This window comes from Chroococcidiopsis cubana SAG 39.79, from assembly GCF_003991895.1.
Lineage (GTDB): Bacteria > Cyanobacteriota > Cyanobacteriia > Cyanobacteriales > Chroococcidiopsidaceae > Chroococcidiopsis > Chroococcidiopsis thermalis.
Window position 1 is genome coordinate 84,526 of sequence record NZ_RSCK01000004.1, and the last position, 12,947, is coordinate 97,472.

The following is a 12,947-nucleotide window of genomic DNA, read 5'->3' on the forward strand; positions in this document are numbered from 1 at the left end:
GTTATCGTCGTACTTAACCAGAATATCACTTATTCGTTTTTTACTGTCATGTCTTCTAGGCAATGCGATCGCGTACGCTGGTTTCTACCTCAGATTTACTGAGATCGGACACTTAGTTTACTGTTTTTGACCAGAACTGCTAAGCTTTTCTGCTTTACCTCGGTAATTGTACGAAAACGTAACATAAGTTGTAACACCGAGCCATGCTGTCGTAAATAGCACGACTGAGTTCAAGCAGAATTGAGCGATCGGCAGTCGAAAAGAAAATTTTAGTCGCAAAATCTGCCGTTAGTGAGACAGGTGCAAAAGCAAACAATAGCGGAGTTGGCAATTTTTGCCGTTTTGCTAGCCCGAGTCTATTCGATTGAGAACTGCTCGAGTTATTGTGGGTTAATTGATTTACGCGCCCGTACTGGCGATAAAATCCCCGGGGAAATTCTACTAGTATATTAGAACACCAGGGTCGATCTCAGAGTTGGCATTCCTGAATTATCGATTAATAATTGTGGTAGTTTCGATCTGCTTGTTCTAGCGCTACCACCCAGGTTGCTGAATAGGCTTTTTATTCCTTCTCTGCTCAAAGTAATGCCTATGGCTGTTGCCAAAATTCTAGTTGTTGATGACGATCCATCAATTCGTAATTTAATTCAACGCTTTTTAACCAAGCATAACTATCAGGTAGAGGCTGCCGAAGACGGTAAGACTGCCTTGGCTCTATTCGAGCAATTTAACCCCGATCTAGTCATCCTAGATGTAAATCTACCAGATACGCTTGGTTACAATCTCTGCCAAGAGATGCAAAACCGCACTAAAGTTTTTGTACTCATGCTGACAAGTCGAGCTGATGAGGCAGACAAAATCAGAGGCTTTTCTCAAGGTGCGGATGACTATTTAACCAAACCATTTAGTTTAGGAGAGTTAGAAGTCCGAGTTGGAGCAATTTTGAAACGCCAACGAGTAGTTACGACTGCGGAAAAACAACGTCTGGTGTTTGATAAACTGACAATCGATCCAGAACGGCGAGAAGTGACAATTAACAATGAATTGATTCCCTTAACTGCATTGGAATTTGATTTGTTACGCTTTCTTGCCAGCCATCCAGGTCGAGTTTGGCGGCGTGCCGAGCTAATTCAAGAAGTTTGGGACTATGAATATGTAGGAGATCAGCGGGTGGTAGACGTGCATATCGGTCAGATTCGCAAAAAAATTGAAATTGATGCGGCTCAGCCGATCCTGATTCAGACAGTACGTGGTGTCGGATATAAATTTGAAGCTCCTAGTAAGGCTGGGAAAAGTCAATAGCACACCACTCTCAATTACAAAATCAGAGCTAGAAGGCTACACTCTTGCTGCTGAGGGAAAAACTATAGGGTCTTCATGCGGTTGAAGACCCTTTTGTTTTGTCAGTTATCAGTGGAACCAGTGGCTGGTGGCTAGAGTTCTCATATCTAGTCACGAGTCATTAGCCACCAGTCACTCACACTCATTCTCAAATTAAGAGTGATGAAATAGGGTTTCTAGATAGACTCTAGCGGCACGGCGATCGCCATTACTATTTTGTAGCAAAAACAGGGATAATGCTGCGGCAAACACTCGGTCTTGATCCCAATCAGGATGGGTTTCTAAGTAATTTTGCATTGATTCGTGTAATGACTCGGGAATTTCAGTCAAAATGCTAACGGTGGCGGACATGGAGAACCTCTCTTCAAACAGTTACATGAATGGGATAAGCTGACTTCCACGACATAAAAAACGCAAGTTAAAAATCAAGTTAAAGATGCAATGCCTTCGGTAGTTCGTGCAGCAACCATAATTGCACCTGTGGCACTGAAAAACCCTCGTTGCTAAAGCATAATCATCACTTCGATGGAGCGCGATCGCCCGAACGTTTTCTCGGCAGGTTTTATAAAGGGAAGTCGCATCATTGTGCGACAAGTTTCCCTGTCCCGTCAATGCTGCGAAATATTACAACGGTTCTAAACACAAAAAAATCAGTACGATACAATTAGGGTTTTAACCACATTTTTGTCACACATCTTTACAAATCCTCTCAGATTCTCAGCAGAGAGAAAGCGGTGTGAGAAATTCACAACTAGAGCAGTAAACCCAGATTTCTGAAGTCATCTCTTGTGGAAAAACTCAAGCCTGCTGTGGAAAAACCCAGACTACCTGTGGAAACAGTGGGGAATACCTGGGGAAAACTCGACAGAAAAATAAGAATTGCAAAGCTCTCTGAATTTAGGGATGAGGAATGAGGCGCGAGGAGCAAGGGAGAGGACAAGGGGGACAAGGAAGACAAAGGAGACAAGAGAGAGCGGGGAGCAAATTCTTCGAGCGTTCTCCCATACTTCCCATACCACGCTCCACTCTCTTTCCCTCACTCCTCACTCCTCGCCCCTTGTTTAGCGCTAAGATGCTAGATTAGTCAACTAAAGTTGTAAGGTTAATGGCAGAAACGTTATTCTTTAATGCCCTGAAAGAAGCCATCGACGAGGAAATGGCGCGGGATTCTACTGTATTCGTTTTGGGTGAGGATGTCGGTCACTACGGCGGCTCGTATAAAGTTACAAAAGATTTGTATAAGAAATATGGGGAGTTACGGGTACTAGACACCCCCATTGCCGAAAATAGCTTCACGGGTATGGCAGTAGGAGCAGCGATGACTGGCTTGCGACCGATCGTCGAAGGGATGAATATGGGGTTTTTGCTGCTGGCTTTTAACCAAATTTCCAATAACGCAGGAATGCTGCGCTATACCTCTGGTGGCAACTTTAAAATTCCGATGGTAATTCGCGGACCTGGCGGAGTAGGCAGACAATTGGGTGCAGAACACTCGCAGCGGTTAGAAGCATACTTCCAAGCAGTGCCTGGATTGAAGATAGTCGCTTGTTCTACTCCCTATAACGCTAAGGGGTTGCTTAAATCAGCAATTCGCAACGATAATCCCGTTCTATTCTTTGAACATGTACTACTTTACAACCTCAAGGAAAACCTACCAGAACACGAATACTTAGTCCCGTTAGACAAAGCAGAAATCGTGCGCCGTGGCGAAGACGTGACAATTTTGACCTACTCGCGAATGCGCCACCACGTCATGCAAGCAGTCAAGCCGCTAGAGAAAGAGGGATTCGATCCAGAAGTTATCGATCTCATTTCTCTAAAACCCCTAGATATAGAAACCATTGCTACTTCCGTCCGCAAAACGCATCGCGTCATCATCGTGGAAGAGTGCATGAAAACTGGGGGTATAGCCGCAGAATTGACCGCATTAATTAACGATCGCCTCTTCGATGAATTAGATGCGCCTGTCTTGCGTCTATCTTCTCAAGACATTCCCACACCCTACAACGGCAGTCTAGAAAGACTTACCATCGTACAACCAGAGCAAATTGTCGAAGCCGTGAAAAAGATGGTTGCCGTTCAGGTGTAAGTTTAGGGACGCTTGAGCTAGCTCAAGCGTCCCCAGCCTCTCAAAAAGAGGTTAGTATAGCACTTGTTGCCGCAACACGTAGTATGCAAAAACAGCGATCGCTATTAGCTTTAATTGTCGTTCTCATCATCGCCGCAATTGTCGTAATTGTGAAATTTCCCGTGCCACTCGGGTTAGACCTCCAGGGGGGTTCGCAATTGACAATTCAGGTCAAGCCTAACGAGGAAATCAAACGCATCACCGAACGCGAGTTAGAAGCAGTACAAACTGTGGTGGAAAACCGCGTCAACGGACTAGGGGTATCGGAACCCGTGATTCAAACAGTAGGACAAGACCAAATTCTCGTCCAACTTCCAGGAGTCAACGATCCAGAACAGGCAGAAAGGGTACTAGGTGGTACAGCTCAACTGGATTTTCGTCGCGAGAATGCAGAAAGTCGAGCTTTTGTCAATAACAGGCAGCAACAAATTCAAGGATTGCTGGAAGAACAACAAAAGTTACAAAGTGCGAAGGAACGAGACGAAAAGGCGATCGCGGCAAATAATGCCCAAATAGAAGCCAAAATCAAAGAAATTACCGAGCTAGAAGCAAAGCTATTCGAGCGCACCGGGTTGACGGGGAAAAATCTCAAGTACGCTCAGGCGACACCTACACAAGGCAGCAACTGGAGTGTAGCTTTAGAATTTGATGCCAAAGGCGGCGAATTATTCGCCCAACTGACAAAAGAATTGGCAGGCACGGGAAGACGTTTGGGAATTTTTCTCGACGATAAACCAATCAGTACGCCCGTAGTCGGTCAAGAATTTGAAAAAACAGGGATTACAGGCGGACGAGCAGAAATTACGGGTAACTTCAATTTCGAGTCTGCGAATGAATTAGCGCTGCAATTACGAGGCGGTGCTTTACCCGTACCCGTAGAAATCGTTGAAAATCGAACTGTGGGCGCGACTTTGGGACGCGATAGCATTCAACGCAGTATTTATGCTGGGGTTGGGGGGTTGTCCTTAGTCTTGATCTTTATGGTGGTTTACTACCGCTTGCCTGGACTCATAGCCGATCTAGCGTTGGTGATTTATGCTTTGCTGACATGGGCAACTTTCGCTTTGTTGGGTGTTACCCTGACGCTGCCAGGTATCGCTGGATTTATCCTCAGTATTGGCATGGCAGTGGATGCCAACGTGCTGATTTTCGAGCGGACGCGGGAAGAATTGCGGGCGGGTAAATCGCTCTATCGTTCCGTAGAATCTGGCTTTTACCGCGCTTTTTCTAGCATTTTAGATAGCAACGTTACGACTTGGATTGCTTGTGCCGCGCTGTTTTGGCTCGGTTCTGGGTTAGTGAAAGGTTTTGCTCTAACGCTTGCCTTGGGGGTTGCCATGAGTATGTTTACCGCAATTACCTGTAGTCGTACTTTCTTAATGTTGGCGATCGCAATTCCCAGTTTGCGCAAACCAGAGTTATACTGTCCGAGCTTGCCAGCATCGAATAAGGCACAGGGGGCGACATGAGACTCAATATTAACAAACAGCGATCGCTTTGGTGGGGAGTTTCCCTGATCGTGATTCTGGCTGGTTTAGTGGCGATGGGGATTTCTTGGCAACAATATGGTGCGCCACTGCGTCCGAGCCTCGATTTTGTAGGTGGAACGCGATTGCAACTCCAGCGCGACTGCTCTAAACCAGAAAACTGCGCCAAACCCATTGACATCAATGCCGTCCGTCAAGTCATGTCCGAGCGCGGATTAGGTAATAGTAGCATTCAACTGGTAAGTGACGAACGTGGACAACAGCAAGGTATTTCAATTCGGACAAAAAACCTCAATGTTGACGAGAGGACGCAGTTACAGCAAGCTCTCACTAAAGAAATTGGCGCGTTCGATCCCAAAGCAACCCAAATCGATACAGTAGGTCCAACCATCGGACAACAGTTGTTATCTTCGGGTTTAATTGCTCTACTCGTCTCCTTTGCTGGGATCGTCGTTTATTTAAGCCTACGCTTCCAGTTAGACTACGCCATATTTGCGATCGTGGCTCTGTTCCACGATGTTTTGATTACCACGGGGATTTTCGGGATTCTTGGCTTAGTCCAAGGCACTGAAGTTGATAGTTTATTTATCGTTGCGTTGCTAACAATCACGGGTTTTTCTGTCAATGACACGGTAGTCATTTACGATCGCATCCGCGAAACCCTGAAGGTTAATCCCGATCTACCCATAGACCAAGTGGTAGACAATGCGGTCAATCAAACCTTGGGGCGATCGATCAACACCACCTTAACCGTATTGCTGACTTTGCTGACCTTATTCATCTTTGGTGGCGAAACGCTGAAAAACTTTGCCTTAGCACTCATGATTGGTTTCGCTGCTGGGGCGTACTCTAGTATTTTTATCGCCAGTACCCTACTTTCCTTGTGGCGAGAACGGACTGGTCAATCTCAGAATAACAACCAGTTGTCAACAACCAGCGACCAGTGAACAGTTATCAGGGAGACAATTCAATTGAAAATTACGCACCATGCGCCACTCAATTTTGACTTCTGACTTTTGACTTTTGACTTCTTCCTCTCGACTCCCCCATCAGATGCAGCCAGAAGACCCACCCTTTGTACCGATAGAACTTGACCCAACTTTTGAGCGACAAGTACAAAAGCTGTATCTGCTGATCGCATATAGCAGATGGTTAGTCGTAGGGTGTTTGTGGCTGAGTGTTGGTGTTTTAAGTCTTTGGGGACTGCGTTATGAAATTAGTTTATTGTTGCAATATTTCACTTGGGTAGCCGTGCGATACGGGCTTTATTATAATCCTTTACCCACTTTTGGTTTGGCTTGTTGTGCGGTCATGACAATTTCTAATCTCCTTTGGCAGGGTCGCATTTTACTATTTGGACTACCACCAAAGGAGTTGCGTCGCTTAGCGAAACAAGTACAGCAAATTCGCCAGCAGGGTAAAAGCCATCCTTTGTGGAAATGGATTTGTCAGTAGAAGCATGAGGGATGAGAGACGAAATTCTTTCTAGTTTTCTATTGCTTCCGAAACGGTTTCAGGTTCGAGAGTTACCAAAGGAATCATTAATTGCAGTCGCGTGTAAGATTCATTCTCTTCGTCTATTGATATTGAGTTTGGCATTGATAGAATTTCTAACCGACAGTGCATCAGATCGAGAAGAGTCTGAGTCAATAGCAGAATCATTCCTGGTGAAAAAGTAAAATCTTTGATCTCTAATGGTGATATACGATCGCTCTGAGATACATCAATTGAATCTGACAAAATCTGATGTGGTAGTTCGGCATCTAGCCAAATTGCCATCTCGTTAGTAGCAAGACAGGAATGTGTAGAAACAAGAATGTTTCCTTCTTGCATTTGAGTCAAACAAATGTCAAGTAGATCGATCGCAACCTGCCGCAACCAGCGCGGGTCGGCTAAGACATAAGTTTCGGTTTCAGGTAGGGACAGTTGTAACCGCAGATTGCGATTAGCAGCAATGAGATAAGTAGAATTATAAACGTCTGTCAATAGCCCGGCTAAATTAACTGGCTGGATTTCTAGCGGAGACCTGCCATGTTCTAGTCGAGAAACATCGATCACCCGATCCATTAAATTCATCAGCTTCAACGCTGACTGATGAGCTTGGGCAATAAATGTCCTCTCTTCCGCAGGGTCATCGCATAGATCGGATAAAATCAATTGGTGCAGACCGATTAAACTGTTGAGCGGCGATCGCAATTCATGGGCGGTTCTTGTCAGAAATCCGGCTTTAAACTGGCACATTTCCCGTGCTAGCTGATAGGCAATCTGGCTTTGCTGTAGCTGACTTTGTAGAGCCAGGATCTCATTCCTATCTGCCGTGAGAGGCTTCTGCTCAAGTGTGGGATCGTTGGCATTATTAGCAGTAAGCGAGCGCTTAGATTTGTCTAGCCACCAGCGTCCACCTAGACCTAAGCTCAGTCCTAAAAACAGCCCAAATAATAAATACACCCATTCATTCCAGCTCATAACTTCCCAAAGACTCACACCACAAAAAATTGAAATCTTACCCTGAGTTTGGTAGCATTGAGCCTCTCTCGACCAAGATAGTTCCGTAGTTAAAACTGATAATTATATCTCTAACACTACCGCTCCTTGGCGCAAAATTACCCAACCACTACCCATCCACTTAGCTACAGTAGAAGGAACGCCGATTCCAGAAACATCTGAGATTTGTAGGGTTAAAACATCGGGAAACTGAGCTGCAATTTCTGTCAGGGTTTCTAATGGTGGTTGCCCCGATAAATTAGCGCTGGTAGTAGCTAAAGGTCCAGTTTGAGCTAATATTTCTCGCGCGATCGCGCTTTGAGGAACGCGCACGCCTATAGTCGTAGGATCGGTAGGGTTCATGGCTTGAGGGACGCGATCGCTTGCTGGCAGTACCAAAGTTAAAGCCCCAGCCCAATATTGTGCCGCTACCTGTTGCCAAACTCGCCATTCTGCTTCCGTCCCAATTACGTAATCCCACAAATCTTCTGCCTTTGCTCCCATCAAAATCAACGGCTTATCTTGACTGCGCTGTTTGGTTGCAAAGATTAGATCGGCTCGCTCTGGTAAAGCCGCCAATGCAGGAACGGTATCGGTAGGAAAGCTAACCACGCAACCAGCGCGGACACCAGCAACCAGTTCGGCAATTGAAACTTGGGGCATTGAAGGGAGACAAGGGAGACAAGGGGAGACAAGGGAGACAAGGGGGACAAGGGGGCAGAGAGCAGGTGCGCAGGTGTGCAGAGGGAAGAGAGAGTCGCGGAGCAATTCCAAGTCGCTATGCTCGCAGTTGCAAGTCGCAATTAAGCCACTTACCACCCACCACTCACTATACCCCACACCCTACACTCCATACCCCATACCCTGTTCGCTGATAACTGATACTTGTTCACTGATTTGCGGTAGATGATTTTTGCCCTAGTTGAGGTTCCGTACCATCTAGTAAGCGTTGAATATTGCTCTTGTGGCGCAGAATGACGTAGATACCACCTACTATCCCAAACAGGACGTAAGGTAAAGGTTGATGAAATAGCAGCATCAATAGCGAAACTGCGATCGCGCCTGCGATCGAACTGAGTGAGACGATCCGCGAGATGGCGATCGCAACGCCAAATACCCCGACAGTTGCTAAAGCAACCTGCCAATTCATCGCCAATAATACGCCCAAACTCGTAGCGACAGATTTTCCCCCACTAAACCCCAACCAAATCGATTTGCTATGTCCCAAAATGGCTGCTAACCCCGATAACGTTACCATCCAGGACAGCCAGAGCGTAGGGTCAACAGTAGGAGGCAGAAGATTTTGAGCGCTAGCAAAGCTAAACAGCCAAGGTACGAGGGCGATCGCTAAAACCCCTTTGAGAGCATCAATAACTAATACAAATGCGCCTGGTCCCTTGCCTAAGGTTCTTAAAACATTAGTTGCTCCAGTTGAACCAGAACCGTGCTCGCGAATATCAATTCCTTTTAAAAGTTTTGCTAGCGTGAAACCAGTGGGCGTAGAGCCAATTAGATACGCTACTAGTAAAGTTACTACGCACAGAGTGAGCCAGATAGTCATACGTAAGGGCTAGTTTTTTGAAAGCAAGGGAGACAGTTTAAATTCTAAAATCAAAATTCACGCATTCAAAATTGGGACAAGGGGGACAAGAAAGACAAGGGGGACAAGGGAGCAACTACCAATTACCCATTACCAACTACCCATTACCCATTAATAATCAAAATCTCTTTCTCTAAGAGTTTGGGGATCGGGGGCAAAGGCTAGTAATAGAGGGAATTGTAGCAGAGAGAGGCTAATTTTTTCCTCGGAGTCATCAATGATAATCAGTGGCATTTGATTGGCTTCAATCGCTCTTTCGGCTCTGATGGCAGCTGCTTCTGCATCTTCAAACAAGGTTACACCGCGATCGGGTCCAAAATCTGTGCGAGAAATGCCAAGACAATCTTGCAAACCACGCCGCCAATCTCCCAGCCGTTCGGGGGTATTAGCTAAGACCAAGATGCGGAGCCGAGTATCGTACAAGGTGTATAGAATTGAAATAATCGCCGAGCTAATTAGAATATTTTGTAGGCGACTACCTGTAGTTCGTAAAGCACCTCGTCCTCCTTGCTTGAAAAACCAATTGGATACTCGTTCCGCCTGCACTGGTTCAAACGTGCGGCGCAGTTGCCAAGGGGGACCGTAATAATCTGGTTGGTTGCGGTATTGGTCGAGCAGGCGGCGAATTTGTTTTGTGGTAGCTTGAAATCTCTGTTCGGTAAATTGAGGCGTGGCGGGTTGCTCCGGCTCTTGAGGTTTGGGTTGTCTAGTTGCTGGTTGCGGCTCTGGTCTAGTTTTTGGTGCTAGCTCTAATTGCTCTACTGCTGTTGCCAAATCTTGCAAGCTGCCTGTGAGATAGTCTTTAAAGCCCTGCACTCGAATTGCTAAATCTTGGGAAACTCCAGCAAAACTCGTCCGCATTTCCGTCCGAATGCGTTCTTGCCGCCGTTCTAACTGTTCGATTGAAATTTGTAATGCTTGCTTGCGTTGCTCCATTTGAGCAAGACCTTCTTGCACCACTTTACTCATAGCAGATTGAGTTTGCGCTAATTGAGCAGATAGCTGTTTGTGCGTTGCTTGGAGGCGTGCAATTTCTTGTCTTAAGGCTTGTTCCTGCTGTTGCAATTGAGACAAGTTGGATGGTTTTGCCAGTGGAATGAGCGGCGTTTCCGCTGGAGTTTCTCTTGCAGAATTTGGCGTTACTAACTCTTGCAAAAACTCATCTTCTGCTTCTTCGGATGGCGAGGCAAAAAAGTTAAAGTTTTCTAAATCTAAGTCCGTATCTGTATCTTTATCTGTATTAGATTCAGATTGAGATTCATCTAGTAAATTTATTTCTTCTAATTTCCCATTTGGCGCATCCATTGAGAAGTTTAGAGGTTTGTCTTGTTCCTCTGAATCTTCCCAAGGTTGATTATCTGGCTTTGGTGTTTGGGATTCATCTGAAGTCATAATCAGTTATCAGTTATCAGTTATCAGTTATCAGTTATCAGTTATCAATTATCAGTGACTAGTGGCTGGTGACTAGTGACTAGAATTGCTTCCTCGTCCCCCTTGTCCCCCTTGTCCCCCTTCGCCTCCTAATCCCCACTCCCTTCGGTCGTGGGGAAGAGCGAGTTCCCCCTTGTCCCCCTTGTCTCCCTTGTCCCCCTCAGCTCTCTTCACCCCTGCTCCCTGCCCCCTTGCTCTCTAGTCTTGGACAGCGTTGCTCTAAACAAGTTTGTAGCATTTTGGGGTCAAAGAGAATGGGCAAAAAGTGAATGCTTTTCACTTCTCGAAAGTAGAACAGGATCGGCACTTGATGCCAAAAAATTTCCCAATGTTGCCATTCTTGATAGGGAAAGTGCCGGATGATGGTTTCTCCTCTGTAGATATCTAAGGCAGTATCAGTGAATTGTAGCCGTAGGGTTGTAGCTTGAAACATCAGAAACAAACCAAATAAGGCAATTATGCCACCTACCCAGGCTGAAACGAGTATTAGAGGAATTGCCCCTAAGACTATGAATAAAGGCAGCTTGTAGCTGGGAGCAAGCTGAACGGTTGATGTTACAGATGGGGAAGTCGTCACTGTTTTTGTCCTGCCTGAACAATAGACTCTAACACTCTTATTTTAAGGTTCAGCCGGGAGTCGGGAGTCGGGAGTGGGGAGTGGGTAATTGGTAGTTGCACTTGAAGCTTCTCTGCGCGTGCGCTCCCTGCTTACAACGTCGAGCGCCCCAAGCCTTGAAACATGACCCAAGATAAGAAAAAGTTCATGATGAAGATTGATAGTAGCGCCGTGACTACAGCAGCTGTGGTTGATTGTCCGACTCCCTTGGCTCCCCCTGTGGTTGTCAAACCCCAACTGCATCCAATAATTGCGATCGTTGCTCCGAAAACAGCACCTTTGATTAAAGCACTAGTAACATCCCAGACATCTAAGAAATTGCGGGCTGAATCAATAAATACGCTCTGAGATAGGCGATACAAGTTGGTTGCTATCACCAAGCCGCCAATCATACCTGTAATTGCAGATAATAGGGTCAAAATTGGCAGCATGACGCAGCAGGCTAACACGCGCGGAATGACAAGATAATCAATTGGATCGGTTTTGAGCATATAAAGAGCGTCAATCTGCTCTGTGACGCGCATCGTGCCAATTTCCGCCGCAAATGCAGAACCAACTCGCCCCGCGAGAACTACAGCTGTCAATACAGGTGCGAGTTCCCGAGTTAAGGCAAGAGCTAAGACCCCGCCAACTGTTGTTCCTGCTCCAAATCGAATAAATTCCCGTGCTACTTGAATCGTAAAAACTGCGCCGACAAAAACTGCTGTGATGAGGGCGATTAGCAATGAGTCCGGTCCCACTGCTGCCATCTGTTCTACAGTATTTCGGCGATGAATCCTACCTTGGAGCAAGTGAATTAGGACTTGCCCACCTAGTAAAATTGCTGCCAGCAATCGCTGACTCCATACTCCCAGGAAAGAACTTGGTCTGACTTCGCTCAATTTTCCTCTGCTCGATAAACTCTGTGTCCAGAATAACTAAGTTCAGAATCACTAGGTGCAAAATAACTTAAGTTAGGATCGCTAGCTTTCACTCTAGCAATAGATAGATTTTTGCCTTATTGTGTCGTTCGATCGCGCCGTCTTGTCAAGGTTCGCTTCGTCAATGTTTACCAATTGTTAAGTGAATCTGAGAAATTTGCCGATTAACTCAAGTTGGAAGCCGTTGTTAGGGGTGGATGCTGCGATCGCCTACTATGTCTTACTTAGCTAGCAATAAAAATACGTTACAGTCTCGCCACGCTCCGCCAGAAAAATTTAATCTAATTCCCCGATCGTTAATATCGCTTTGAAGTTGTAGACAAAACTTTTAACGATCGCTTAAGATTTTTGAAATTTGCGGCAACGGTAGGCGATCGCTCTTATTGTAGAAAGTGGCACTCGTATCGGATTTTCATTGTCAACCGATTGACCAGAGTACGCTTCATGAGCATTCTGCCTAATTTTCTCCGTTCTCTATTACTGACAATTATTCTGAGCTTTGTCGTCCCCACATTTCTAATTGGTGGGGGTTTAGCAAGCGTGTCTCTGCTGAAGTACGTTCCTGGCTTGCAAGGAATCGGTCAGGCAATTGCTTCTGCTATGCAACAGTTCTTAGCTACATTTGGCAGTGGTAGTGCTTGGCGAGGGCTGTGTATCATCGGTATGACTTGTAGTTTAGTCGGAGCGCTGTTCGATACATATGCATTCTACCGCTATCAAAATCTGCGGGGCGACTGATAACTGATAATTGATAACTGATTAAAATAGCAAACCCGCCTCGGTTAATTGATTTTGGAGGCGGGTTATTCAGAGAGTTTGGATTTAGTTAAAAGCAGCAAAAACTAGATGAACTCAAATAGGGTGGACAAATTCGCAATTTACCTGACAATCAAACTTGGCTTGTATTTGTCGTCGCTCAATCAGGATTCTTCAGTAAACC

At 45.7% G+C, this 12,947-nt stretch carries 16 protein-coding genes; 8 read left to right on the plus strand and 8 right to left on the minus strand.

Annotated features, from left to right (window positions below):
* Nucleotides 1-591 precede the first annotated feature (591 nt).
* Entirely contained in the window at nucleotides 592-1,302 is a 711-nt protein-coding gene (locus tag DSM107010_RS04075) for a response regulator transcription factor (RefSeq protein WP_041462394.1), read from the plus strand.
* Between the two features lie 192 nt (nucleotides 1,303-1,494).
* Here the strand turns inward: DSM107010_RS04075 and DSM107010_RS04080 are convergent, their stop codons facing one another.
* Nucleotides 1,495-1,692 carry a DUF2811 domain-containing protein gene (locus DSM107010_RS04080; protein WP_015153536.1) on the minus strand — a complete coding sequence of 66 codons (198 nt, stop codon included), beginning with the start codon at nucleotides 1,690-1,692 and terminating at the stop codon, nucleotides 1,495-1,497.
* A gap of 559 nt (nucleotides 1,693-2,251) precedes the next feature.
* Between DSM107010_RS04080 and DSM107010_RS38145 the strand changes: the two genes are divergently transcribed.
* From DSM107010_RS38145 to DSM107010_RS04100, 5 genes are all read left to right on the plus strand, one after another.
* The gene (locus DSM107010_RS38145) at nucleotides 2,252-2,425 is read left to right on the plus strand and encodes a hypothetical protein (protein ID WP_158631730.1); all 174 of its coding nucleotides are present in this window, start codon (nucleotides 2,252-2,254) and stop codon (nucleotides 2,423-2,425) included.
* Nucleotides 2,426-2,446: 21 nt separating this feature from the next.
* Nucleotides 2,447-3,430 (plus strand): alpha-ketoacid dehydrogenase subunit beta, encoded by a 984-nt coding sequence (locus DSM107010_RS04085; protein WP_015153537.1) that lies wholly within the window; start codon nucleotides 2,447-2,449, stop codon nucleotides 3,428-3,430.
* An 83-nt stretch (nucleotides 3,431-3,513) separates the two neighbouring features.
* The gene (gene secD / locus DSM107010_RS04090; RefSeq protein WP_127022425.1) at nucleotides 3,514-4,938 is read left to right on the plus strand and encodes a protein translocase subunit SecD; all 1,425 of its coding nucleotides are present in this window, start codon (nucleotides 3,514-3,516) and stop codon (nucleotides 4,936-4,938) included.
* On the plus strand, nucleotides 4,935-5,903 hold the full coding sequence (secF, locus tag DSM107010_RS04095; protein ID WP_127022428.1) for a protein translocase subunit SecF: 969 nt from the start codon (nucleotides 4,935-4,937) through the stop codon (nucleotides 5,901-5,903). The genes secD and secF overlap by 4 nt, the downstream gene beginning before the upstream one ends.
* 106 nt (nucleotides 5,904-6,009) lie before the next feature.
* Nucleotides 6,010-6,411: a hypothetical protein gene (locus tag DSM107010_RS04100; RefSeq protein ID WP_015153540.1), complete on the plus strand. Its 402-nt coding sequence runs from the start codon at nucleotides 6,010-6,012 to the stop codon at nucleotides 6,409-6,411.
* A gap of 30 nt (nucleotides 6,412-6,441) precedes the next feature.
* On the opposite strand, the gene DSM107010_RS04105 is transcribed toward DSM107010_RS04100, so the two are convergent.
* Nucleotides 6,442-7,422, minus strand: coding sequence for a sensor histidine kinase (locus DSM107010_RS04105; protein WP_015153541.1), 981 nt, complete (start codon nucleotides 7,420-7,422; stop codon nucleotides 6,442-6,444).
* A 102-nt stretch (nucleotides 7,423-7,524) separates the two neighbouring features.
* Nucleotides 7,525-8,103, minus strand: a complete 579-nt coding sequence (locus DSM107010_RS04110) for an L-threonylcarbamoyladenylate synthase (RefSeq protein WP_015153542.1) — start codon at nucleotides 8,101-8,103, stop codon at nucleotides 7,525-7,527.
* Between DSM107010_RS04110 and DSM107010_RS04115 the strand changes: the two genes are divergently transcribed.
* Nucleotides 8,088-8,315: a hypothetical protein gene (locus DSM107010_RS04115; protein WP_127022431.1), complete on the plus strand. Its 228-nt coding sequence runs from the start codon at nucleotides 8,088-8,090 to the stop codon at nucleotides 8,313-8,315. The two genes, DSM107010_RS04110 and DSM107010_RS04115, sit on opposite strands and share 16 nt — an antisense overlap.
* A 14-nt stretch (nucleotides 8,316-8,329) precedes the next feature.
* On the opposite strand, the gene plsY is transcribed toward DSM107010_RS04115, so the two are convergent.
* The 5 genes from plsY to DSM107010_RS04135 all read right to left on the minus strand — a co-directional run bounded on the left by plsY (nucleotide 8,330) and on the right by DSM107010_RS04135 (nucleotide 11,968).
* Complete coding sequence (plsY, locus tag DSM107010_RS04120; RefSeq protein ID WP_015153543.1) at nucleotides 8,330-9,001, minus strand: glycerol-3-phosphate 1-O-acyltransferase PlsY; 672 nt, start codon at nucleotides 8,999-9,001, stop codon at nucleotides 8,330-8,332.
* Between the two features lie 150 nt (nucleotides 9,002-9,151).
* Entirely contained in the window at nucleotides 9,152-10,432 is a 1,281-nt protein-coding gene (locus DSM107010_RS04125) for a DUF3086 domain-containing protein (RefSeq protein ID WP_106547762.1), read from the minus strand.
* A gap of 72 nt (nucleotides 10,433-10,504) precedes the next feature.
* Nucleotides 10,505-10,645, minus strand: a complete 141-nt coding sequence (locus DSM107010_RS39380; protein WP_199755402.1) for a hypothetical protein — start codon at nucleotides 10,643-10,645, stop codon at nucleotides 10,505-10,507.
* Entirely contained in the window at nucleotides 10,632-11,048 is a 417-nt protein-coding gene (locus DSM107010_RS04130; protein ID WP_127022434.1) for a DUF3119 family protein, read from the minus strand. Before DSM107010_RS04130 ends, DSM107010_RS39380 begins: the two co-directional genes overlap by 14 nt.
* A gap of 131 nt (nucleotides 11,049-11,179) precedes the next feature.
* The gene (locus DSM107010_RS04135; protein WP_015153546.1) at nucleotides 11,180-11,968 is read right to left on the minus strand and encodes an MlaE family lipid ABC transporter permease subunit; all 789 of its coding nucleotides are present in this window, start codon (nucleotides 11,966-11,968) and stop codon (nucleotides 11,180-11,182) included.
* A gap of 483 nt (nucleotides 11,969-12,451) precedes the next feature.
* Here DSM107010_RS04135 and DSM107010_RS04140 point away from each other — a divergent pair, with 483 nt between their 5' ends.
* Nucleotides 12,452-12,745, plus strand: coding sequence for a hypothetical protein (locus DSM107010_RS04140; RefSeq protein ID WP_015153547.1), 294 nt, complete (start codon nucleotides 12,452-12,454; stop codon nucleotides 12,743-12,745).
* Nucleotides 12,746-12,947 lie beyond the last annotated feature (202 nt).

Bases quoted from the DNA above. Each gene is read 5' to 3' on its own strand.
- DSM107010_RS04075 (WP_041462394.1), top strand. From the start codon at position 592: ATGGCTGTTGCCAAAATTCTAGTTGTTGATGACGATCCATCAATTCGT.
- DSM107010_RS04080 (WP_015153536.1), bottom strand. From the start codon at position 1,692: ATGTCCGCCACCGTTAGCATTTTGACTGAAATTCCCGAGTCATTACAC.
- DSM107010_RS38145 (WP_158631730.1), top strand. From the start codon at position 2,252: ATGAGGCGCGAGGAGCAAGGGAGAGGACAAGGGGGACAAGGAAGACAA.
- DSM107010_RS04085 (WP_015153537.1), top strand. From the start codon at position 2,447: ATGGCAGAAACGTTATTCTTTAATGCCCTGAAAGAAGCCATCGACGAG.
- secD (WP_127022425.1), top strand. From the start codon at position 3,514: ATGCAAAAACAGCGATCGCTATTAGCTTTAATTGTCGTTCTCATCATC.
- secF (WP_127022428.1), top strand. From the start codon at position 4,935: ATGAGACTCAATATTAACAAACAGCGATCGCTTTGGTGGGGAGTTTCC.
- DSM107010_RS04100 (WP_015153540.1), top strand. From the start codon at position 6,010: ATGCAGCCAGAAGACCCACCCTTTGTACCGATAGAACTTGACCCAACT.
- DSM107010_RS04105 (WP_015153541.1), bottom strand. From the start codon at position 7,422: ATGAGCTGGAATGAATGGGTGTATTTATTATTTGGGCTGTTTTTAGGA.
- DSM107010_RS04110 (WP_015153542.1), bottom strand. From the start codon at position 8,103: ATGCCCCAAGTTTCAATTGCCGAACTGGTTGCTGGTGTCCGCGCTGGT.
- plsY (WP_015153543.1), bottom strand. From the start codon at position 9,001: ATGACTATCTGGCTCACTCTGTGCGTAGTAACTTTACTAGTAGCGTAT.
- DSM107010_RS04125 (WP_106547762.1), bottom strand. From the start codon at position 10,432: ATGACTTCAGATGAATCCCAAACACCAAAGCCAGATAATCAACCTTGG.
- DSM107010_RS04140 (WP_015153547.1), top strand. From the start codon at position 12,452: ATGAGCATTCTGCCTAATTTTCTCCGTTCTCTATTACTGACAATTATT.